The organism is Streptomyces sp. NPDC055955 (assembly GCF_042270245.1).
In the GTDB taxonomy this organism is placed as follows: domain Bacteria; phylum Actinomycetota; class Actinomycetes; order Streptomycetales; family Streptomycetaceae; genus Streptomyces.
In genome coordinates this window covers 55,770-76,195 of record NZ_JBHJYS010000011.1, presented here as the reverse complement: position 1 = coordinate 76,195, position 20,426 = coordinate 55,770, and the positions used below count along the sequence as shown (strand labels likewise).

Genomic DNA, 20,426 nt, shown 5'->3' with positions numbered 1-20,426 from the left:
ATGCGGCTACGAAGGGGGCCCGCCGAGACCGGAGGGCGATCCTCCGGAGACCTACGAGACGATGTCCTTGCGGCGAAATCCCCGGAAGGCCAGGGCGAACAGGATGACGGCGTACGTTACCGAGACGGCCGTCCCCTGGATCATGCCGCCCCACTCCGGGCGCGGCTGGATGGCGTCCGCCCACGCGAACTGCCAGTGCGCGGGCAGGAAGTCGCGCCAGTCGCCGAGCGCCGTCACCGCGTCGAGCACATTGCCCACGATGGTGAGCCCGACCGCGCCGCCGACGGCGCCGAGCGGCGCGTCCGTCTTCGTCGACAGCCAGAACGCGAGCCCCGCGGTGACCAGTTGGGACACGAAGATGTACGCGATCACGACGATCAGGCGCTGCGCCGCCGTGCCCGCGGTGAGCGCGCCGCCGGTCGGGATCTCCAGCGGGCCCCAGCCGTACGCGGCCGTGCCGACCGCGAGGGCGACGACAGGCAGCAGGACCATCGCGGCGAGACTGAGGGCGAGCGCGACGGTGAGCTTGCTCCACAGGAGGCGGGCGCGGGGCACGGGCGCCGCGAGGAGGTAGCGCAGGCTGGACCAGCCGGCCTCGGAGGCGACCGTGTCCCCGCAGAACAGGGCCACCGGGATCACGAGCAGGAACCCGGCCGAGACGAACAGGCATGTCGCGGCGAAGTTGGCGCCGGACGCGGTGGCCGTGTCCATCAGCGTCACCCGGCCGTTGCGCGCGCCCGGGTCGCCGCCGATGGCGAACGCGACGACCAGGACGAACGGCAGCAGGGCGAGGACGGCGCCCATGACGAGCGTGCGCCGCCGCATCAGCTGGCGTACGGCCTCGACCCGCAGGGGCAGGGTGCGGCGCGCGCGGTATCCGGGCGCCACCTCGGGGGACTCGACGAGCGCGGTCATCCGGCTTCGCCTCCGATCAGGGTCAGGAACGCGTCTTCGAGGCGGCGGTGCGGGCCGAGCGACGCGACCGGCACGTCGAGCCGGACCAGCTCGGCGAGGAGCCTGGCGGCGGCCGCCTCCCGGTCGCCGGCGGGAGGCATGAGGACCGCGGACCGAGCCGGGTCCTCGGGTGCCGCCGGGGCGCTCTTCGTGGCGAGCGCCGCGGGAATCTCCGGAACCGCCGCCGGTACACCCGCGTGCGCCGGGGCGGCGAGCCGGACCAGGAGTCCGCTGTCCGCGCGGGCCGCCGACTCCACGCCGGGCAGCGCCTCCACCTTCTCCACCAGCGCGTCGGAGATGTCCGCCGCGAGCCCGACCAGGAGGGTGTCGCCGGAGCCGATGATGTCGGCGACCGGTCCCGCCTGCACCAGGCGGCCGCGGTCCATGACCACCAGCTGTGTGCAGGTCTGCTCGACCTCGGCGAGGAGATGGCTGGAGACGATGACCGTGCGGCCCGCGGCCGCGTACCGGATCATCACCTCGCGCATCTCGCGGATCTGGGGAGGGTCGAGGCCGTTCGTCGGCTCGTCGAGGATGAGGAGATCGGGCAGGCCCAGCATGGCCTGCGCGAGGGCGAGCCGCTGGCGCATGCCCTGCGAGTAGGTCCGCACGGCGCGGGCCAGGGCGTCGCCGAGCCCGGCGATCTCCAGGGCCTCTTCCAGGTGGGCGTCCTCGGCGGGGCGGCCGGTGGCCGCCCAGTACAGCTCCAGGTTCTCCCGGCCGGACAGGTGTGGCAGGAAGCCCGCGCCCTCGACGAACGCGCCGACCCGCGACAGGACGGGCGCGCCCGGCCTGACGGCGTGCCCGAAGACGCGGATCTCGCCGCCGTCGGGCCCGATGAGGCCCATCAGCATGCGCAGGGTCGTGGTCTTGCCCGCGCCGTTCGGCCCGAGGAGGCCGAGGACCTGGCCCTTCTCCACGCGGAAGGACAGGTCACGGACCGCGTACCGGTCGGCGGACTTCGCGTACTTCTTGCTCAGGTCGGTGATCTGGAGCGGGACTTCGGCGAGGTCCGGGTCGGGGGCTCCCGCGCTTTCGCGGCGGCGTCCGGTGAGCAGCAGGGCGAGCGCCCCGAGGACGCCGGCGAGGGGCAGCCACCACACCCAGGCGGGCAGCGGCGCGGCGGCCGTGCGCACGGCGGGTGCGGTGGGCACGGACAGGTCGCTCTTGAGAGAGACGGTGTACGTGGCGGGGTGCGTCGGGGACGCGTAGCCGAGGTCCGTGGAGGACAGGACGAGGCGCAGCCGGTGGCCCTTCTGCACTTCGTGGTCGATGGCGGGGAGCGTGAGCGTGACGTCCTTGCCGCCGCCGGTCCCGGAGCCCACCACCCGTACGGGCGAGGTGAGTTGGGAGGGCAGGACCGGCTGGGACCCGCCGCCGGGCGCGACGTCGTACACCTTGCCGAACAGGACGGCGTCGTCGCTGTCGGACGCGACGTGCACCGTCACCGTCGGGGACCCGGTGACGTGCAGGTCGTCGCGCAGGGGCGCCGACTCGAACTGGGCGAACTGCCCGGGGAAGTCGAGGGAGAGGCCGACGCCCAGGGAGGAGAGCTGGCCGAGGCCGCCGCCGCCCCCGCCCCCGAACCCCGGCAGGTTCGAGATGGCGGGCGGGCTGGCCCCCGCGGGGTTGTCGACGCGCTGCTCGCGCCCGGTGAGCGGCACGCGCCGCGGGTCGTTCTCGAGGCCCGGGTACGTGTCGCTGCTCGCGCCGCGCAGCTGGGCGGCGCCGTCGGTGGAGTCGATGCCTCCGGTGCGGGTGACGCGGAAGGCGGGGCCGGTGTCGGCGGCCTTGTCGTCCTTCAGATAGCGGTCGAACCAGGAGTCGACGCGGGCGTCGACGCGCCCTGTCTCGCGGTCGCCGCCGTCGTGGCCGCCCGCGATCCAGTCGACGTCGACAGGCGCGCCGTTGGCCCGGATCGCCTTGGCGGCCGCGTCGGCCTGGCCGAGGGGGAACAGGGAGTCGGTCTGGCCCTGCATCAGGAGCGTGGGCACCTTGATGTGCTTGCCGACGGCGATCGGCGAGCGCTCCTCCAGCAGCTTGCGCGCCGCGGCGTCCGGCTTCCCGGCCTCGGCGACGCGCTCGTACATGCGGCACAGCTGCGGCTCGAAGCGGTCGCAGCCGCCGCCGGTGTTGATGAAGAGCCCGGCCCAGAGCTTCTTGTAGACGCCTTGGGGGAACAGTGCGTCGGCGAGGTTCCAGTACGTGATCTGCGGGGCGATCGCGTCGACCCGGTCGTCGTACCCGGCGGCGAGGAGCGAGACCGCTCCGCCGTACGAGGCGCCGGTGACGCCGACGCGCGGGTCGCCCTTCATGTCGAGCTGCACCTCGGGCCGCCTCGCCAGCCAGTCGATGAGCCTGGACGCGTCGGCGACCTCGCCCTTCGGGTCGTTGAGCCCGATCTTGCCCGTGGAGCGGCCGAAGCCGCGCGCCGACCAGGTCAGCACGGCGTATCCGTCGCGGGCGAGGCCCTCCGCCTGGGCGCGCAGCTCGTCCTTGCTGGCGCCGAAGCCATGGGCGAGCAGGACGGCGGGGCGGCGCTCGGAACCGGGCGTCGTGAAGTACGACGTGTCGATTCTGGCTCCGCCCATGTCCATCACCGCGTCGCGGCGCTGCACGGGGGGCGCGTCCTCCGAGGCGGCCGCGGCCGTCCACGTGCCTGCGCCGGCGAGCACCACGACGGCAGCGGCGGCGGCCGCCCACCGCTGCGGCCTGGCCCGCGGACCGGTCAGTCGTAGATCCATGCGTCAACGGTACGGGCGACCGCCGACAACGGGGGCAACCCCCGGGGTGAACCGGCGGACCTCCCTGGGGAGTAGGGTCCCGCCCCCGCGTACACCGCTCGCGGTACGAAGCGTCAGGCAGAAATCCGGCATCCGCCGTGCGCGCACCGTCGACGAACCGACCGCCGCCGGGCCTCTGTTCGACGGGCCCGCCCTGCCTGGGGGTACCCCCACGCCCTTCAGGCAGTGGGGGCGGTCGGCCCGTTTCCTTCGGACCCCGGGCCACCGTCTCTTCCTGGCCTGACGAGGACGACGCGCCCGTGGGCTTCGTCAGCGGGATGGAGACGATCCACCCGGACAAGGGGGTGGAGATGTTCCTGTACGAGCTGTCGGTGGCCGAGGCGTACCGGCGCCGCGGCATCGGCCGTTCCCTGGTCGAGGCGCCGGCCAGGGAGCGGGGCTGTCACGGGATGTGGGGCGGCGTGGACACGGACAACGCGCCCGCGCTCGCGACGTATCGCGGCGCGGGCGGCCGGGACGGCGGTGGGTGCGCCGTCGTCGAGCGGTCGTTCGTCCGGGCGCCGCCCCGGGCGGCGCCGAGGCTCAGGCCTGCTCGTCCTCGGGGATCGACACCAGCCAGCGGGTGTCCTTGCGCGGCCGCAGGTAGAGCGCCCAGTAGAGGGTGGCCGCGGCGGTGATGCCGCCGGTCCACAGGAGGTAGGAGACCTCCTGCTGGCTGAGGATGTAGGCGAGTACGGCGATCAGGAGCACCGGCACCGCGGGCCACAGCGGCATGCGCCAGGCCGGCTGGTCGCGGTGGGAGCCGCGGCGGGCGAGCAGCGCGGCGACGGCGACCAGGAGGTACATGCCGGTGACGGAGACGCCGGTCACGCCGTACAGGGTGTCGAGGTTGACGAAGCAGAGCGCCGCGCCGGGCACGCCCACGACGAGGGTCGCGACCCACGGGGAGCCGAAGCGGCCGAGCTTGGAGAGCGCGTTGTTGACCGGCTCGGGCCAGGACTTGTCGCGGGCGGAGGCGAACAGGACGCGGGAGTTCTGGATGACCATGACGATACCCGCGTTGATGATCGCGAGGGCCACGCAGAGGCTGACGAACGTGCCGACGGCGGAGTTGGACCAGGCCTCGACCATGCCGCTGATGTCGCCGCTGCTGAGGGCGGCGAGGTCGGGGGCGCCCATGGTGATGGCGGCGACCGGCACCAGGATGACCACGGTGGAGATGGCGAGGGTCGCGAGCACCGTGCGGGCCACGTTGCGGCGCGGGTTCTCCAGCTCCTCGGAGAGGTAGACCGCGGTCGAGAAGCCCTGCGTGATGAAGAGGGCGATGGCGAGCCCGGAGATGATCAGCATCGCGGTGACGGTGTCGGTGTGACCGCCCGCCCCGGAGACGTGCAGGTCGACGAGGGAGCCGGCGCCGCGCTCGGAGTGGGCGAAGCCGAGGACGGCGACGACTCCGGCGGCGATGACCTCGAGGACGAGGAAGATGCCGGTGATCCAGGCGTTGGCGCGCAGGTCGAGCAGGCCCGCGAGGGTGGCGAGGAGCATGACGCCCGCGCCGGCGCCGGCGGCGGGCAGGTGCACGAGCGGGGCGAGGTAGTCCGCGGTGCCCATCGCGATGACGGGCGGCACGATCATGACGACCAGCAGCGAGAGCACGAAGACGAGCCAGCCGGCGAGGCGGCCCGCGAGTGTCGACACCATGGCGTACTCGCCGCCCGCGCTGGGGATGAGGGTGCCCAGCTCCGAGTAGCAGAACGCGACGGCTATGCAGAGCAGCGAGCCGATCGCGATGGTGAGCGCGGTGGCGGTGCCGAGCGAGGAGAACAGGTCGGGGACGACCACGAAGAGCGTGGAGGCGGGTGTCACGCACGAGAGCGTGAGCAGGGTGCCGCCGACGACGCCGATGGAACGCTTGAGCTTCTGGGGACTGGCCGTGTTGCCGAGGGGCGCGAGGGGCTCCTCGGTGACGGTCGTGGGGCTTGTGCGAAGCGTGTCGGACATGGGGGAGCGGTTCCGATCGACTCGTGCGGCAGATGTTTCTGATACTCGGGCCGGGAGCGCTATCGCCTCCGAAGGGCTGTCGCGATGGGGGGTTGTTCGTCCGCTCCCGGCGCGTCATTGCACCGTGCGAAATCCGGAACGTCAACGGCCGTTCAGCTGCGGATTTCGCACCGGGCACGTGCTCTAACTACGGCCACTTCCAAGACGGTTCGCCGCAGCAAGTGCATTCCATCAGGCATCCCGGATTAATGACCTTGCTTTCCCAGGTGAACAGGCGATGTCGTCTGGGACACCCGATACATCCCCTACGTACGGGAACCGCAGCCCCCGCTCCGAAGTCCGTCGGAATTTGTCCGCACTCCGGACACCCTCCCGGCGCCCCGGACCCCTACAGAAGTGCCCCGGACGCGCCGTGCGGCGGCCGGGGCACCTCGTACTGCCGGGACCTCAGTGGTTGCGCGGGAAGCCCAAGTCGACGCCCGCGGGGGCGTCGGACGGGTCGGGCCAGCGCGTCGTGACGACCTTGCCGCGGGTGTAGAAGTGCGTGCCGTCGTTGCCGTAGATGTGGTGGTCGCCGAAGAGCGAGTCCTTCCAGCCACCGAAGGAGTGGTAGCCCACCGGCACCGGGATCGGCACGTTCACGCCGACCATGCCCGCCTCGATCTCCAGCTGGAAGCGGCGGGCGGCGCCGCCGTCGCGGGTGAAGATCGCGGTGCCGTTGCCGAACGGCGAGGCGTTCATGAGCGCCACGCCCTCCTCGTACGTGTCGACGCGCAGCACGCAGAGCACCGGGCCGAAGATCTCGTCCTGGTAGGCCTTGGCGGTCGTGGGGACGCGGTCGAGCAGGGAGAGGCCGATCCAGTGGCCGTTCTCGTGGCCCTCTACGCGCAGGCCGGTGCCGTCGAGGACGACCTCGCAGCCCTCGGCCGCGGCGCCGGTGACGTAGGACGCCACCTTGTCGCGGTGCGCCGCGGTGATGAGCGGGCCCATCTCCGAGGTCGGGTCGTTGCCGGGACCGATCTTGATCTTCTCGGCGCGGTCCTTGATCTTCGCGACGAGCTCGTCGGCGACGGAGCCCACGGCCACGACGGCGGAGATGGCCATGCAGCGCTCGCCCGCGGAGCCGTACGCGGCGGAGACCGCGGCGTCGGCGGCGGCGTCGAGGTCTGCGTCGGGCAGGACCAGCATGTGGTTCTTGGCGCCGCCGAGCGCCTGCACGCGCTTGCCGTTGGCCGAGGCCGTGGTGTGGATGTGGCGGGCGATCGGGGTCGAGCCCACGAAGGAGACGGCCGCGACGTCCGGGTGCTCCAGGAGGCGGTCCACGGCGACCTTGTCACCGTGCACGACGTTGAAGACGCCGTCGGGCAGACCGGCCTCGGAGAGCAGCTCCGCGATCTTCATGGACGCCGACGGGTCCTTCTCCGACGGCTTCAGCACGAAGGTGTTGCCGCACGCGATGGCGAGCGGGAACATCCACATCGGCACCATGGCCGGGAAGTTGAACGGCGTGATGCCGGCGACGACGCCGAGCGGCTGGCGGATCGACGACACGTCGACGCGCGAGGCGACCTCGGTGGACAGCTCGCCCTTCAGCTGCACGGTGATGCCGCAGGCCAGGTCCACGATCTCCAGGCCGCGGGCGACCTCGCCGAGCGCGTCCGAGTGGACCTTGCCGTGCTCGGCGGTGATCAGCTCGGCGATCGCGTCGCGGTTGGCGTCGAGCAGCGCGCGGAACTTGAAGAGGATCGCGGTGCGCTTGGCGAGGGACGAGGTGCCCCACGTCGCGTACGCGGCCTTGGCCGAGGCGACCGCGGCGTCGACCTCGTCGACGTCGGCGAAGGCGACCTGCGTCGTGACAGCGCCGGTCGCGGGGTCGGTGACCGGGCCGAAATTGCCCGAGACACCCTCGACGGTCTTCCCGCCGATCCAGTGGTTGACGGTCTTGACGTCGGTCGTCATGAGGGCAAGCTCCTTTGGGGTCCTACGGGTGTTTCGGGTGTTGCGCGCGTTCTGCGCGTTCCGCGTGTTCCGCGCGCTTTCACAGCCGGCGGCGCCGAGCGGTGACGTGCCGGTCGTACTCCTCGCGGGCCTTGACCGCCGACGGTCGGGTCGCTGTCTCGGCCACGGGCACATCCCACCACGCCTGCGCGGGGGGCGCGCCCGACACTGTGTCTGCCGTTTCGGTCTCCACGTAGACACATGTGGGACCGTCCGCCGCACGCGCCGCCGCGAGGGCTTCTCGCAGATCACGGACGGTTTTCGCGCGCAGCACCGTCATGCCGAGGCTGGCCGCGTTCGCCGCCAGGTCCACGGGCAGCGGGGCGCCCGTGTACGTGCCGTCGGCGGCCGGGAAGCGGTAGCCCGTACCGAACCCCTCGCCGCCCACGGAGGCCGAGAGCCCGCCGATGGACGCGTACCCGTGGTTCTGCAGGAGCACCACTTTGACCGGGATGTTCTCCTGGACGGCGGTGACGATCTCGGTCGGCATCATCAGATACGTGCCGTCGCCGACGAGCGCCCACACAGGCCGGCCCGGCGCGGCGAGCGCGACCCCGATCGCGGCCGGGATCTCGTAGCCCATGCAGGAGTAGCCGTACTCGACGTGGTACTGGTCGCGGGACCGGGCCCGCCACAGTTTGTGCAGGTCACCGGGGAGCGATCCGGCCGCGTTGATCAGGATGTCGTCCTCGGTGACGAGTTCGTCGAGGGCGCCGAGCACCTGGGGCTGGGTGGGGTGCGCCAGGTCGTCGTCGGCTGTGAAGCAGGCGTCGACGCGGTACTCCCAGCGCTCCTTGTCGTCGGTGTACTCCATGACGTACGAGGGCTCCGCGCGGTGGCCGCGGAGCCCGGCCGTGAGCTCCTCCAGGCCGGTGCGGGCGTCCGCGACCAGCGGCAGGGCGGCCATCTTGTGGCTGTCGAAGGCCGCGATGTTGAGGTTGAGGAAGCGCACGCGGCCGGAGCCGAAGAGGGTGCCGGACGCGGTCGTGAAGTCGGTGTAGCGGGTGCCCACACCGATGACGAGGTCGGCGGTGCGGGCGAGTTCGTTCGCGGTCGCGGTGCCGGTGTGTCCGATGCCGCCGACGTCCGAGGGGTGGTCCCAGCGCAGGGAGCCCTTGCCGGCCTGGGTGGACGCGACGGGGATCCCGGTCGCGTCGGCGAACTCCTTCAGCGTCTCCTCGGCGCGGCTGTGATGCACGCCGCCGCCCGCGACGAGCAACGGCCTGCGCGCGGCGCGCACCGCGCGGACGGCCTCGTCCAGCTCGCGCGGGTCGGGCGCGGGCCTGCGCACGGCCCAGACCCGCTCGTCGAAGAAGGCGTCGGGCCAGTCGTACGCCTCGGCCTGCACGTCCTGCGGCAGCGCGAGGGTGACCGCGCCCGTGTCGACCGGGTCGGCGAGGACGCGCATCGCGGCGAGGGCCGCGGGGATCAGGGCCTCGGGCCGGGTGATCCGGTCGAAGTACCGGGAGACGGGGCGCAGGCAGTCGTTGACCGACACGTCGCCCGCGTAGGGGACTTCGAGCTGCTGGAGCACGGGGTCGGCGGGCCGGGTCGCGAAGGTGTCACCGGGCAGCAGCAGGACGGGCAGGTGGTTGACGGTGGCGAGGGCGGCGCCGGTGACGAGGTTGGTGGCGCCGGGCCCGATGGACGTGGTCACGGCCTGCGCGGCGAGCCGGCCGCTCTGCCGGGCGAAGCCGACGGCCGCGTGCACCATGGCCTGCTCGTTGCGGCCCTGGTGGTAGGGCATGTCGTCGGCGTACTCCAGGAGCGCCTGGCCGATCCCGGCGACGTTCCCGTGCCCGAAGATGCCCCAGGTCGCGTCGATCAGGCGGTGCCGCTCGCCGTCGCGCTCGGTGTACTGCCGGGACAGGAACCGCACGAGGGCCTGTGCTGTGGTGAGCCGCGTCATCGGTATCCCTCCGTCAGGTGATCGGGGTGGAAGCAGATCCGCCACTCCCGCTCCTCGCCCGGTCCCGCCATCACGTTCAGGTAGTACATCGTGTGTCCCGGCTGCGCGATCGACGGGCCGTGCCACCCGTCGGGAACGAGGACGGCGTCGCCCGTACGGACCTCGGCGAGCAGGTCGGTGCCGCCGGGCCTGGACGGCGAGACGCGCTGGTACCCGTACCCGCCGGGCCCCTCGATCTCGAAGTAGTAGATCTCCTCCAGCTCGGTCTCGACTCCCGGCCGGTGCTCGTCGTGCTTGTGGGGCGGATACGAGGACCAGTTCCCGCCGGGCGTGATCACTTCGACGGCGATGAGCTGGTCGCACTCGAAGGCGTCGGCGGACGCGAAGTTGCGGACCTGGCGGGCGCTGGTGCCAAAGCCACGGTGCTCGACGGGAACCTCCGGCGCGGGGCCGTAGCGGGCGGGGAGCTGACGCTCGCACTTCGCTCCTGCCAGGGCGAAGCGGCCTCCCGCACCGGAGGCGATCTGCGCATGGGCGTCGCGGGGCACGTATGCGAAGTCGCTGACCCCGCCGAACACGCTCTCCCGGCCCAGCAGTTCGATGATCCGGCCTCCCGTGCGCACCGTGCAACCACCTGTCAGGGGCAGCACGATCCATTCACTCGCACCGGTGTCCAGATCGTGGGTTTGTCCGGGTCCCAGTTCGATCACTCGCAGCCCCGCGCGGGACCAGCCGGCCCGCTCCGGGCCGACGGCCAGCGCGTACGGCCCGTCGGCGGCGCTCCCCCGGGGCAGGTACGGGTTCATGAGGTCCCTGTCGTCGGTCACCGTCCCCTCCTACAGCAGCGACGCGGCACTGTCGACCGCGGCCGCCACATCGCCGTCGGCCGGGTAGAGCAGCGAGCGCCCCACCACCAGGCCCTGCACGGTGGGCAGTTGGAGCGCGTGCCGCCACTTCTCGTACGCCGCGTCCTGGTCGTCACCCACGTCGCCGCCGAGCAGCACCGCGGGCAGCGTCGACGTCGCCATGACGCGCGCCATGTCGTCGGGGTGGTCGGTGACGGGCACCTTGAGCCAGGTGTACGCGGAACTGCCGCCGAGGCCGGAGGCGATGGCGATGGACGTGGTGACGGCCTCGGCGCCGAGGTCGCTGCGCAGGGTCCCGCTCGCCGGGTCGCGACGGCACAGGAACGGCTCGACGAACACGGGCAGGCGCAGCTCGGCCATCTCGTCGACCGCGCGGGCCGCGGATTCCATGGTGCGCAGCGATCCCGGGTCGTCGTAGTCGATGCGAAGGAGCAGCTTGCCGGCGTCGAACCGCAGCCGGCGCAGGTCCGCGGGCCGGTGTCCGGTGAACCGGTCGTCGAGTTCGAAGGAGGCCCCGGCGAGCCCGCCGCGGTTCATCGAGCCGAGGACGACCTTGCCGTCGAGCGCACCGAGCAGAAGCAGGTCGTCGAGGATGTCGGCGGCGGCGAGGACCCCGTCGACGCCGGGCCGCGACAGGGCGAGGCAGAGCCGTCCGAGGAGGTCGGCGCGGTCGGCCATGGCGAAGGGCCGCTCCCCCACGGCGAGGGCGCCGCGCGCGGGGTGGTCGGCGGCGACGATCAGGAGGCGCCCGGCCTCGTGCGCGATCAGCGGCCTGCGCGGCCGCCGGGCCGCCGCCTCGGCGACGGCCTCGGGGTGGTGGGCCCGCAGCCGCACGAGCTTCAGGGGATCGACGCCGAAGTCCCGGCCGCCTCGGGCGAGTACGTGCCCCGGGCCGCTCCCGCCGACCCGGCCCGCCCGGGTCATCGGACCTCTCCCGCCGTGAGCGCGGCCTCAACCTCGTCGCGGGTCGGCATCGCCGACGAGCACTCCAGGCGGGACGCGACGATCGCGCCCGCCGCGTTCGCGTACCGCATGACGTCCTCCAGCTCCCAGTCGGCGAGCAGTCCGTGGCACAGGGCGCCACCGAACGCGTCGCCCGCGCCGAGCCCGTTCAGGACGTCGACCGGCAGCGGCGGCACCTCGGCGCAACTGCCGTCCGCGGCCATGGCGAGTACGCCCTTGGGGCCCTGTTTGACGACGGCGAGGCGCACTCCGGCGGCGAGCAACGCCCTTGCCGCCGCCCCCGGTTCGCGCTCACCGGTGGCGATCTCGACCTCGTCGACGTTGCCGACGGCGACGGTCGCATGGCGCAGCGCCTCGGCGTAGAAGGGGCGGGCCGCGCCCGGGTCCGGCCAGAACATCGGCCGCCAGTCGAGGTCGAAGACGGTGATGCCCGCCCTCGCCCGGTGCGCCAGCGCGGCCAGGGTCGCCGAGCGGCTGGGCTCCTCGCTCAGCCCGGTCCCCGTCATCCAGAAGACCCGGGCCGCCCCGATGGCGTCCAGGTCGAGTTCGGCGGTGTGGATCTCCAGGTCGGGCGCCTTGGGGCGGCGGTAGAAGTAGAGGGGGAAGTCGTCCGGCGGGAAGACCTCGCAGAACGTGACGGGCGTCGGCAGGCCCGGCACGGGGGTGACCCAGCGGTCGTCGACGCCGAACTCCCGCAGTTGGCGGTGCAGATACTCCCCGAAGGGGTCCGCCCCGGTGCGGGTGACCGTCGCCGTGCGGCAGCCGAGCCGGGCCGCCGCCACCGCGACGTTCGACGACGATCCGCCCAGGAACTTGCCGAACGTGTCCACCTCCGCCAGCGGCACGCCCGTCTGCAACGGATAGAGGTCCACACCGATCCGGCCCATGGTGATCAGGTCGTACGGCTCGCCGGGGCTGGGCTGCATACGGATTCCCTTCGGCGGGGCGCGCGCCCCTTCGGCGGTCTCAGGCTCAGGTCTAGCCCTGCCTCAAGACCCTGTCAACATTTTGTCCGGACATTCGGACCACGTCTTGACACTCGTCTCCGGCGCCCTGAAGGCTGGTTGCATGACGACGATGTCACCCCGTATCCGCATCGGCTCGGCACCCGACTCCTGGGGCGTGTGGTTCCCCGACGACCCCCGCCAGGTCCCCTGGCGGCGCTTTCTCGACGAGGTTGCCGAGGCGGGCTACGAGTGGATCGAGCTCGGCCCGTACGGCTATCTGCCCACGGACCCGGACGTGCTCGCCGAGGAGACGGGGCGGCGCGGTCTGAAGGTCTCCGCCGGCACGGTCTTCACGGGCCTGCACCGCGGCCCCGGCGTCTGGGACGCGACGTGGGAGCACGTCTCGGCCATCGCCGACCTCACGCGCGCCACCGGCGCCGGGCATCTCGTCGTCATCCCCGCGTTCTGGCGCGACGACAAGACGGGCGAGGTCATAGAGGATTCCTCGCTCACGGCGGCGCAGTGGCGCGACCTGACCACCCAGACCGAGCGGCTCGCCCACGAGGTCCGCGAGCGGTACGGCCTGCGGACCGTCGTCCACCCGCACGCCGACACGCACATCGACTCGGAGGAGAACGTCGCCCGCTTCCTCGACTCCACGGACCAGGACCTCGTCTCCCTCTGCCTCGACACGGGCCACTACGCGTACTGCGGCGGCGACAGCGTCAAGCTCATCGAGACGTACGGCGAGCGCATCGGCTACCTCCACCTCAAGCAGGTCGACCCGGCCGTGCTCGCCGAGGTCCGCGCGGGCGGGGTCCCGTTCGGGCCCGCCGTGGCGCGCGGGGTGATGTGCGAACCCCCGTCCGGGGAGCCCGCGTTGGAGCCCGTCATCGCGGCCGCGCAGCGCCTGGACGTCGATCTCTTCGCGATCGTCGAGCAGGACATGTACCCGTGCGAGCCGGACCGTCCGCTGCCCGTCGCCCGTCGCACCAGGGGCTATCTGAGGTCGTGCGGGGTGTAGGAGGACGGCGCCACCGGACGCACGGTCACGCCCGCGTACGCGCCTTCCTTGCGCCGCCCATGCGTCACTCGCGTCACAAACACCACTTTCCTGTCACACATGTCCCGTATACGCGGGTCTTGCGTCACACCCCGTCGACAGCCCCACGCCTCCGCTCCGGGCGGGTCGTTGTCCGGGCACAGGCTGACTGATCGCCAGCGTTCGCGCCGCAAGCCCCCGACGGCCACCCCGAGCCGCCGCTGCGGCACCCGCAGCAAGGAGCCACAGATGACCGACCGAAGGCTCTGGTCGTACAAGGACATCGCCGCGCACATCCGGGTACGGCCGGACACCGTGCGCTCGTACCGCAAGCACGGTCTCCTGCCCCCGCCCGACCACGTGGAGTCGGGAAAGCCGTACTGGTACGCGGACACCGTCCGCGCCTGGGTCGCCTCCCGCCCCCGCAACCGCGGCCTCAAACAGTGACCGCCCTCCGTCGCACGGGCGCCCGCCCCGCACGCACGCCACCGTGCGGGGCGGGCGCCCCTGTTATTCGATTGCCCCGCGCGACCGCCTCTCCCGACAATCCCCGGATGACCCGAGAACCTCTGACGGCCGGCTTCTCCGTCAAGCCGGTACTGACCGGCGAGAAGGCCGTCCTGCGGCCGTTCACCGCCGCCGACGCGGACACGATGGCCGAGATCATCGGCGACCCGGAGGTCCGCCGCTTCACCGGCGACCCGTCGAACGAGCTCACCGTGGACTTCCTGCGCTCCTGGTACGGCTCACGCGGCGCCCAGGACGACCGCCTCGACCTCGCGGTGACCGACCGCGCCACCGGCCGACTCGTCGGTGAGGTCGTCCTGTACGACTGGGACCCGGAACACCGCAGCTGCACGTTCCGCACGCTCGTCGGCCCCGAGGGCCGCGGCCGGGGCCTCGGCACGGAGGCGGTCCGCCTCATCGTCGGCCACGGCTTCGAGCGCCTGGGCCTGCACCGCATCGCCCTCGACCTCTTCAGCCACAACCACCGGGCCCGCCGCGTCTACGAGAAGGTGGGCTTCGTCGAGGAGGGCGTGGCCCGGCAGTCGGTGCTGCGCGACGGCCAGTGGTACGACTCGACGCTGATGTCGGTCCTCGCCCCGGAGTGGGCGGAACATCAGGGGCGGCCCCGGCTCCCCTAGGGCCTGTCGTCACATTCCCGTCGTCCGCCCGAGGGGCGGGCCCGGCGGCGTCTGGTGCGTGCGATCGCAAGGCGCCGGAGAGCCCTGGTAGCTCCGCTACCAGGGCTTTTCGGCAACGCCGCATGGGGGTCCCCCCCTGCTCAAGCAAAGCCGAGAGCTAGCGGGAGTGCGTGCCAGACGCCGCCGGGCAGACGGGAATGTGACAACAGGCCCTAGCCCCACGGGAACCGACGTGGACAGCGGCGCCGACTGCGGCTCCTGGAGCAGCAGTCGGCCGCCCGGTCCGGGGCCGGCCCGGCACCGGGGATCGTCTTCAGGCCCACGGCTCGATGATCGTCACGCCCGCGCCGGGCGTCGTCCCCATCGCCTCGAGCGCCGCCGGTGCCGCGTCCAGCGTGATCGCGGAGGTGACCAGGAGGTCCGGTCGCAGGACCCCGGCCCGGACCGTCTCCAGCATCCGGGGATAGGCGTGCGCGGCCATCCCGTGACTGCCGAGGAGTTCGAGTTCGAGGCCGATCACGCGGCCCATGGGCACGACCGGGTCCCGCGGCAGCAGGCCGACCTGCACATGGCGGCCCCGTCGCCGCAGCCCGCCCACCGAGGCGGCACACGTGACCGGGGAGCCGAGCGCGTCGAGCGACAGGTGCGCCCCGCCGCCGGTCAGCTCCCGCACGGCAGCGGCCACATCGGGCACCTCGGCGGCGTTCAGGCAGTGGGCGGCGCCGAAGGTGCGGGCGAGGTCCAGCGCGGCGGGCGAGACGTCGACCGCGACGACCCGCGCGCCACTCGCCGCCGCGATCATCACGGCGGACAGGCCGACGCCGCCGCACCCGTGCACGGCGACCCACTCCCCGGCGGCGACCCGGCCCTGCGCGACCACGGCGCGGAACGCGGTGGCGAAACGGCAGCCGAGACCCGCCGCCGTCGCGAACGACAGCTCGTCCGGCACGTCCACCAGGTTCACGGCGGCGTGGTCCAGGGCGACGTACTCGGCGAAGGAGCCCCAGTGCGTGAAGCCGGGCTGCGTCTGGCGCTCGCACACCTGGTGGTCGCCGGCCGCGCAGGAAGCGCAGGTGCCGCAGGCGCACACGAACGGGACCGTCACCCGGTCGCCCGGCCGCCGGTCCAGGACATCGGCGCCCACCGCCTCGACCACTCCGGCGAGTTCATGCCCGGGCACGTGCGGCAGACGGATGTCCGGGTCGTGGCCCATCCAGCCGTGCCAGTCGCTGCGGCACAGGCCCGTCGCCTCGACCCGTACGACCACGCCGTGCGGCGCCGGCACCGGATCGGGCACCTCCCGCACCTCGGCCCGCTCCCCGAACTTCTCGAACACCACAGCCCGCATCGCCCTCGCGCCTCACTTCCACCGAAACTTCCACCGAACGAAAGACCCTGACGGTCACCCGACCGGACGAACGTAGCCCCCGGCCCGGACACCAGGACCCCGCCCCCGCACCACCTCGCGGTGCGACAAAACACGCCTCTCCGTAAACTCCGTCACAAATCTTCCCCACTCAGAGGGAATTGCCGTGACCCAAGCACAGCCGCCCGGCGCACCCCGAGCCCGCATCCCCGGCCCCAAGCGGCCCCCCTCGTCCGTGCCGCGGATCCGGGCGGGACTGTGGAAACACTTCCTGTGGGGCGGACTCGCCCTGTGGGCCCTGGCCGCCGCGGTCACCTACGCGACCAGGAACACCACACTCCTGCCGACGCTGATCCTGCTCGGCAGCTTCCTCGCCCCGGGCACCTTCGTGCTGTGGGCGTACGAGCGTCACGCGCGCGACCTGGGCGTGAGCCTGATGCTCGGCTGCTTCGCCGTCGGCGGCATCCTCGGGGTGCTCGGCGCCTCGGTCATGGAGTACCACCTGCTGCACCCCTCACTGGGGATGTTCGTCGGGGTCGGTCTGATCGAGGAGGCGGTCAAGCTCGCCGCCCTGATGTACGTGCTGCGCACACAGCCGCGGGTGCGCGGGCCGCGGGCGGGACTCGTCCTCGGCGCGTCCGTCGGCTTCGGCTTCGCGGCCCTCGAGAGCGCGGGCCACGCGTTCGACGCGGCCGTCGGCACGCAGGGCATCGACCTGCGCTCGCTCCTGGAGCCGGAGGTGCTGCGCGGGCTGCTCGCACCGTTCGGGCACGGGCTGTGGACGGCGATCTCCGGCGCCGTCCTGCTGGCCTTCCGCAAGCCGAACGGGCGTCATCGCTTCGCGGCACCGGTGGTGCTCACCTGCCTGGGCGTCTCCTTGCTGCACGCTCTGTGGGACTCGATGCACGGCATCGCGATCTGGATCGTCGCCCGGCTCACCGTCACGGACCTGCCCCTCTCGGTCTTCGCCGACGGCCGTCTCCCGCAGCCGACCGGCACCCAGACGCATCTCCTCACGCTCTTCTCGGTGGGCGGCCTCGTGATCGTCTCGCTCGCGGGGATCGCCTGGGTACGTCAGCTCGCCCACTGCGATCCCTCTTGGAGAAATACCCCCTAGGGGTATACAGTCTTGAGCGTCAGGAGGTCTCGGGGAAGCCCGGGGACCTCACTCGCACGGTACGCCGCACGCCTGCGCAGACCGGGACGCACGCGGCCTTCGACAAGGAGAACGACATGAGCGCCCAGACCGAGCTCCCCCAGATCGGCACCGAGTCGACCGGTTCCTGCTGCTCGCCCGGCGGTTCGTGCCACTCGGACGCCGCCGGGGGCGCCGAGGGAGCCGTCACCACGGTGTACCAGGTGACCGGCATGACCTGCGGCCACTGCGAGGGCGCGGTGTCGGACGAGATCTCGGGGCTCGCGGGCGTCATGTCGGTGAAGGCCGTGGCCTCCACGGGGCAGGTGACCGTGGTCTCCGCCGCGCCCCTCGACGAGGAGGAGGTCCGGGCCGCCGTCGACGAGGCGGGCTACGAGCTGACCGGCAGGGCCTGAGACCTCAGGGAGCGCCGGGCCGCCCACCACGGCCCGGCGCCCGTGGTCGTACGCTCGGCGGTAGTCCCGTACGCCCCTGGAAAGAACCGCGATGACCACGCCCACGGACACCACGGCCGGGCCGCTCTCCGAAGTGGAGCTCGCCGTCGGCGGGATGACCTGCGCCTCCTGCTCGGCCCGTATCGAGAAGAAGCTCAACCGCCTCGACGGCGTGACGGCGACGGTCAACCTCGCGACCGAGAAGGCGAAGATCGCGTACGCGCCCGGGGTCGAGGTCGCCGACCTGGTCGCCATGGTGCAGAAGCTCGGATACACGGCGGAGCCGGTCGTCCGGGAGGAGCCGGCTGTCCGGGAGGAGCTGGTCGCAGCCGACGGTCCGGACGGGGCCGGCGACGCATCCTCGGACGAGGTCCGCACGGAAGCCGGGACCGGGGCCGGGACCGGCGTCGAGACCGACCCCACCGCCCCTGTGCGCCGGCGGCTCGTGGTCTGCGCACTGCTCTCCCTGCCCGTCGTCCTGCTGGCGATGGTGCCCGCCCTCCAGTTCGACAACTGGCAGTGGCTCTCCCTCACGCTCGCCGCCCCCGTCGCCGTCTGGGGCGGGCTCCCCTTCCACCGGGCCGCCTGGACCAACGCGCGGCACGGCGCCGCCACCATGGACACGCTCGTCTGTGTCGGGACGCTCGCCGCGTTCGGCTGGTCGCTGTGGGCCCTGTTCCTGGGCGACGCCGGGAGGAGCGGGATGCGGCACGGTTTCACGTTCGCCGTCGACCGCACCGCCGCCTCCTCCACCATCTACCTCGAAGTCGCCGCGGGCGTCGTCACCCTGATCCTGCTCGGCCGCTATCTGGAGGCCCGCTCCAGGCGCCGCGCCGGCACCGCCCTGCGCGCCCTGCTCGAACTCGGCGCCAAGGACGTCGCCGTACTGGACCCCTCGGGCGCGGAAGTACGTCTGCCGGTCGGACAACTGAGGCCGGGCGACCGGTTCGTCGTGCGGCCCGGTGAGAAGATCGCGACCGACGGCACCGTCGTCGAGGGCGCATCGGCCGTCGACGCCGCCCTGCTCACCGGCGAGTCCGTGCCCGTGGACGTGACCGTCGGCGACGCCGTGACCGGCGCGACCGTGAACGCCGGCGGCCGGCTCGTCGTCGAGGCGACCCGCGTCGGCGCCGACACCCAGCTCGCCCGCATGGCGCGCCTCGTCGAGGACGCACAGACCGGCAAGGCCGAGGTGCAGCGCCTCGCCGACCGGATCGCCGGCGTGTTCGTGCCGGTGGTGTTCGTCATCGCGCTCGGCACGTTCGCCGGCCGGCTGCTCACCACCGGCGAGGTGACCGCCGCGTTCACCTCCGCCGTCGCCGTCCTGATCATCGCCTGCCCCTGCTCGCTCGGCCTCGCGACGCCCACCGCGCTCATGGTCGGCACCGGCCGCGGTGCCCAGCTCGGCATCCTCATCAAGGGCCCCGAGGTCCTGGAGAACACGCGCCGCGTCGACACCGTCGTCCTCGACAAGACCGGCACGGTGACGACCGGCCGGATGACGCTCCAGGACGCGTACGTCACCGACGGCGTCGAGGAGAAGACCCTGCTGCGGCTGGCCGGGGCCGTGGAGCACGCCTCCGAGCACCCCGTCGCCCGCGCCGTCGCGGAGGGCTCCGCCGACCGGGCCGGCACGCTGCCCGCCGTCACCCGCTTCACCGCGCTCGCCGGGCTCGGCGTCCGCGGCGTGGTGGACCGGCACGACGTCCTGGTCGGCCGGGAGCGCCTCCTCGCCGAGCACGGCATCGCCCTGCCGCCCGCGCTCGCCGCCGCCAAGACCGCCGCCGAGGCCGCGGGCCGCACGGCCGTCGCCGTCGCCTGGGACGGGGAGGCACGGGGTGTCATCACGGTCGCCGACGCGGTTCGCCCGACGAGCGCCCGGGCCGTGGCCGAACTGCGCGCACTGGGCCTCACGCCGGTGCTCCTGACCGGCGACAACCGGATCGTCGCGGAGTCCGTGGCGCGGGCCGTCGGGATCGCCGAGGACGCCGTGTACGCGGAGGTCCTGCCGCAGGAGAAGGTCGACGTCGTCCGGCACCTGAAGGCCGAGGGGCGCACCGTCGCCATGGTCGGCGACGGCGTGAACGACGCGGCGGCGCTCGCCACCGCCGATCTGGGGCTGGCGATGGGCACCGGCACGGACGCCGCGATCGAGGCGGGCGACCTGACGCTGGTGCGCGCGGACCTGCGCGTGGCCGCCGACGCGATCCGGCTCTCCCGCCGCACCCTCGCCACCATCAAGGGGAACCTCTTCTGGGCCTTCGGCTACAACGTGGCCGCGCTGCCGCTGGCCGCCGCCGGGTTCCTGAACCCGATGATCGCGGGCGCCGCGATGGCGTTCTCGTCCGTGTTCGTGGTGACGAACAGCCTCCGGCTGAGGACGTTTTCCTGAAGGTGAGCGGCCCTTTTTCTGGAAGGACTTCACATCGCCCCTGCTCTGGCCCAGAATCAAGGGGTCTTCACATTCGCCTCACATCACAACCGCAGCATTCTCACGTCCGAACCTCGATCTACATATGGGGTCTCTTGCGCACGATCAGGACATATGCAAGAGACGCAGATCACAGTGATCTGAACGTAACCATTTGAGGTTCTCGTGAGTCTAAGGAGGCGATGCAGGAACGTCTTGGGGGGCGTTTCTGTGTTGACCGGGGCCGTCTTGGGGGACGGACCCGACTGCGTTGGCCGGGACACGTGCCACGGAGAGCTTGAGCGGCCCTCCCGTGTACGCGTCCCGGCAGACCGCACCGTAGACGCCCGGACGGATCCCGTGGGGGGAATCCGCACCGGGAAAAGGAAAGCGCCCCGACTGCCGGCCCGTGGGGGGACTGGCAGCGGGGCGCTTTCCGCTTTCACTTCACTTCTGCACCCGCTCGACGCGGGGGGGCGCTGCGTGGTGTG

The 20,426-nt window shown here is 72.5% G+C and carries 16 protein-coding genes; 7 read left to right on the top strand and 9 right to left on the bottom strand.

Annotation, left to right across the window (positions count from 1 at the left end; genetic code table 11):
• Positions 1–51 precede the first annotated feature (51 nt).
• The gene (locus ACFC96_RS22645; RefSeq protein ID WP_376613822.1) at positions 52–915 is read right to left on the bottom strand and encodes an ABC transporter permease; all 864 of its coding nucleotides are present in this window, start codon (positions 913–915) and stop codon (positions 52–54) included.
• Entirely contained in the window at positions 912–3,698 is a 2,787-nt protein-coding gene (locus tag ACFC96_RS22640) for an alpha/beta fold hydrolase (RefSeq protein WP_376613820.1), read from the bottom strand. Before ACFC96_RS22640 ends, ACFC96_RS22645 begins: the two co-directional genes overlap by 4 nt.
• A gap of 317 nt (positions 3,699–4,015) precedes the next feature.
• Here ACFC96_RS22640 and ACFC96_RS22635 point away from each other — a divergent pair, with 317 nt between their 5' ends.
• Positions 4,016–4,375 (top strand): GNAT family N-acetyltransferase, encoded by a 360-nt coding sequence (locus ACFC96_RS22635; RefSeq protein WP_376613987.1) that lies wholly within the window; start codon positions 4,016–4,018, stop codon positions 4,373–4,375.
• On the opposite strand, the gene ACFC96_RS22630 is transcribed toward ACFC96_RS22635, so the two are convergent.
• From ACFC96_RS22630 to iolC, 6 genes are all read right to left on the bottom strand, one after another.
• The gene (locus tag ACFC96_RS22630) at positions 4,281–5,699 is read right to left on the bottom strand and encodes an APC family permease (protein WP_376256355.1); all 1,419 of its coding nucleotides are present in this window, start codon (positions 5,697–5,699) and stop codon (positions 4,281–4,283) included. The two genes, ACFC96_RS22635 and ACFC96_RS22630, sit on opposite strands and share 95 nt — an antisense overlap.
• A gap of 447 nt (positions 5,700–6,146) precedes the next feature.
• Positions 6,147–7,658: a CoA-acylating methylmalonate-semialdehyde dehydrogenase gene (gene mmsA, locus ACFC96_RS22625; RefSeq protein ID WP_376613819.1), complete on the bottom strand. Its 1,512-nt coding sequence runs from the start codon at positions 7,656–7,658 to the stop codon at positions 6,147–6,149.
• A 79-nt stretch (positions 7,659–7,737) separates the two neighbouring features.
• Positions 7,738–9,606: a 3D-(3,5/4)-trihydroxycyclohexane-1,2-dione acylhydrolase (decyclizing) gene (gene iolD, locus ACFC96_RS22620; protein ID WP_376613817.1), complete on the bottom strand. Its 1,869-nt coding sequence runs from the start codon at positions 9,604–9,606 to the stop codon at positions 7,738–7,740.
• The gene (gene iolB / locus ACFC96_RS22615) at positions 9,603–10,412 is read right to left on the bottom strand and encodes a 5-deoxy-glucuronate isomerase (RefSeq protein ID WP_376256836.1); all 810 of its coding nucleotides are present in this window, start codon (positions 10,410–10,412) and stop codon (positions 9,603–9,605) included. The genes iolD and iolB overlap by 4 nt, the downstream gene beginning before the upstream one ends.
• 30 nt (positions 10,413–10,442) lie before the next feature.
• On the bottom strand, positions 10,443–11,396 hold the full coding sequence (locus tag ACFC96_RS22610) for a deoxyribose-phosphate aldolase (protein ID WP_376613815.1): 954 nt from the start codon (positions 11,394–11,396) through the stop codon (positions 10,443–10,445).
• The gene (gene iolC / locus ACFC96_RS22605) at positions 11,393–12,361 is read right to left on the bottom strand and encodes a 5-dehydro-2-deoxygluconokinase (RefSeq protein ID WP_376613813.1); all 969 of its coding nucleotides are present in this window, start codon (positions 12,359–12,361) and stop codon (positions 11,393–11,395) included. The genes ACFC96_RS22610 and iolC overlap by 4 nt, the downstream gene beginning before the upstream one ends.
• 142 nt (positions 12,362–12,503) lie before the next feature.
• On the opposite strand from iolC, the gene ACFC96_RS22600 reads away from it, so the two are divergent.
• The 3 genes from ACFC96_RS22600 to ACFC96_RS22590 all read left to right on the top strand — a co-directional run bounded on the left by ACFC96_RS22600 (position 12,504) and on the right by ACFC96_RS22590 (position 14,569).
• On the top strand, positions 12,504–13,406 hold the full coding sequence (locus ACFC96_RS22600; RefSeq protein ID WP_376256365.1) for a sugar phosphate isomerase/epimerase family protein: 903 nt from the start codon (positions 12,504–12,506) through the stop codon (positions 13,404–13,406).
• Between the two features lie 267 nt (positions 13,407–13,673).
• A complete protein-coding gene (locus ACFC96_RS22595; protein WP_376256366.1) occupies positions 13,674–13,871 on the top strand; it encodes a helix-turn-helix transcriptional regulator in 198 nt (65 codons plus the stop codon).
• Positions 13,872–13,978: 107 nt separating this feature from the next.
• Complete coding sequence (locus ACFC96_RS22590) at positions 13,979–14,569, top strand: GNAT family N-acetyltransferase (protein WP_376256368.1); 591 nt, start codon at positions 13,979–13,981, stop codon at positions 14,567–14,569.
• 313 nt (positions 14,570–14,882) lie between these two features.
• Here ACFC96_RS22590 and ACFC96_RS22585 read toward each other — a convergent pair whose 3' ends face one another.
• Positions 14,883–15,917: a zinc-dependent alcohol dehydrogenase family protein gene (locus tag ACFC96_RS22585; protein ID WP_376256370.1), complete on the bottom strand. Its 1,035-nt coding sequence runs from the start codon at positions 15,915–15,917 to the stop codon at positions 14,883–14,885.
• 184 nt (positions 15,918–16,101) lie between these two features.
• Here ACFC96_RS22585 and ACFC96_RS22580 point away from each other — a divergent pair, with 184 nt between their 5' ends.
• From ACFC96_RS22580 to ACFC96_RS22570, 3 genes are all read left to right on the top strand, one after another.
• Positions 16,102–17,052, top strand: coding sequence for a PrsW family intramembrane metalloprotease (locus ACFC96_RS22580; protein WP_376613811.1), 951 nt, complete (start codon positions 16,102–16,104; stop codon positions 17,050–17,052).
• 116 nt (positions 17,053–17,168) lie between these two features.
• Positions 17,169–17,486 (top strand): heavy-metal-associated domain-containing protein, encoded by a 318-nt coding sequence (locus ACFC96_RS22575; protein WP_376256374.1) that lies wholly within the window; start codon positions 17,169–17,171, stop codon positions 17,484–17,486.
• Positions 17,487–17,577: 91 nt separating this feature from the next.
• The gene (locus ACFC96_RS22570) at positions 17,578–19,917 is read left to right on the top strand and encodes a heavy metal translocating P-type ATPase (protein ID WP_376613809.1); all 2,340 of its coding nucleotides are present in this window, start codon (positions 17,578–17,580) and stop codon (positions 19,915–19,917) included.
• Positions 19,918–20,426 lie beyond the last annotated feature (509 nt).

Bases quoted from the DNA above. Each gene is read 5' to 3' on its own strand.
- iolB (WP_376256836.1), bottom strand. From the start codon at position 10,412: ATGAACCCGTACCTGCCCCGGGGGAGCGCCGCCGACGGGCCGTACGCG.
- ACFC96_RS22585 (WP_376256370.1), bottom strand. From the start codon at position 15,917: ATGCGGGCTGTGGTGTTCGAGAAGTTCGGGGAGCGGGCCGAGGTGCGG.
- ACFC96_RS22595 (WP_376256366.1), top strand. From the start codon at position 13,674: ATGACCGACCGAAGGCTCTGGTCGTACAAGGACATCGCCGCGCACATC.
- mmsA (WP_376613819.1), bottom strand. From the start codon at position 7,658: ATGACGACCGACGTCAAGACCGTCAACCACTGGATCGGCGGGAAGACC.
- ACFC96_RS22635 (WP_376613987.1), top strand. From the start codon at position 4,016: ATGGAGACGATCCACCCGGACAAGGGGGTGGAGATGTTCCTGTACGAG.
- ACFC96_RS22570 (WP_376613809.1), top strand. From the start codon at position 17,578: ATGACCACGCCCACGGACACCACGGCCGGGCCGCTCTCCGAAGTGGAG.
- ACFC96_RS22610 (WP_376613815.1), bottom strand. From the start codon at position 11,396: ATGACCCGGGCGGGCCGGGTCGGCGGGAGCGGCCCGGGGCACGTACTC.
- ACFC96_RS22645 (WP_376613822.1), bottom strand. From the start codon at position 915: ATGACCGCGCTCGTCGAGTCCCCCGAGGTGGCGCCCGGATACCGCGCG.
- ACFC96_RS22590 (WP_376256368.1), top strand. From the start codon at position 13,979: ATGACCCGAGAACCTCTGACGGCCGGCTTCTCCGTCAAGCCGGTACTG.
- ACFC96_RS22640 (WP_376613820.1), bottom strand. From the start codon at position 3,698: ATGGATCTACGACTGACCGGTCCGCGGGCCAGGCCGCAGCGGTGGGCG.
- ACFC96_RS22575 (WP_376256374.1), top strand. From the start codon at position 17,169: ATGAGCGCCCAGACCGAGCTCCCCCAGATCGGCACCGAGTCGACCGGT.
- ACFC96_RS22630 (WP_376256355.1), bottom strand. From the start codon at position 5,699: ATGTCCGACACGCTTCGCACAAGCCCCACGACCGTCACCGAGGAGCCC.
- iolC (WP_376613813.1), bottom strand. From the start codon at position 12,361: ATGCAGCCCAGCCCCGGCGAGCCGTACGACCTGATCACCATGGGCCGG.
- iolD (WP_376613817.1), bottom strand. From the start codon at position 9,606: ATGACGCGGCTCACCACAGCACAGGCCCTCGTGCGGTTCCTGTCCCGG.
- ACFC96_RS22600 (WP_376256365.1), top strand. From the start codon at position 12,504: ATGACGACGATGTCACCCCGTATCCGCATCGGCTCGGCACCCGACTCC.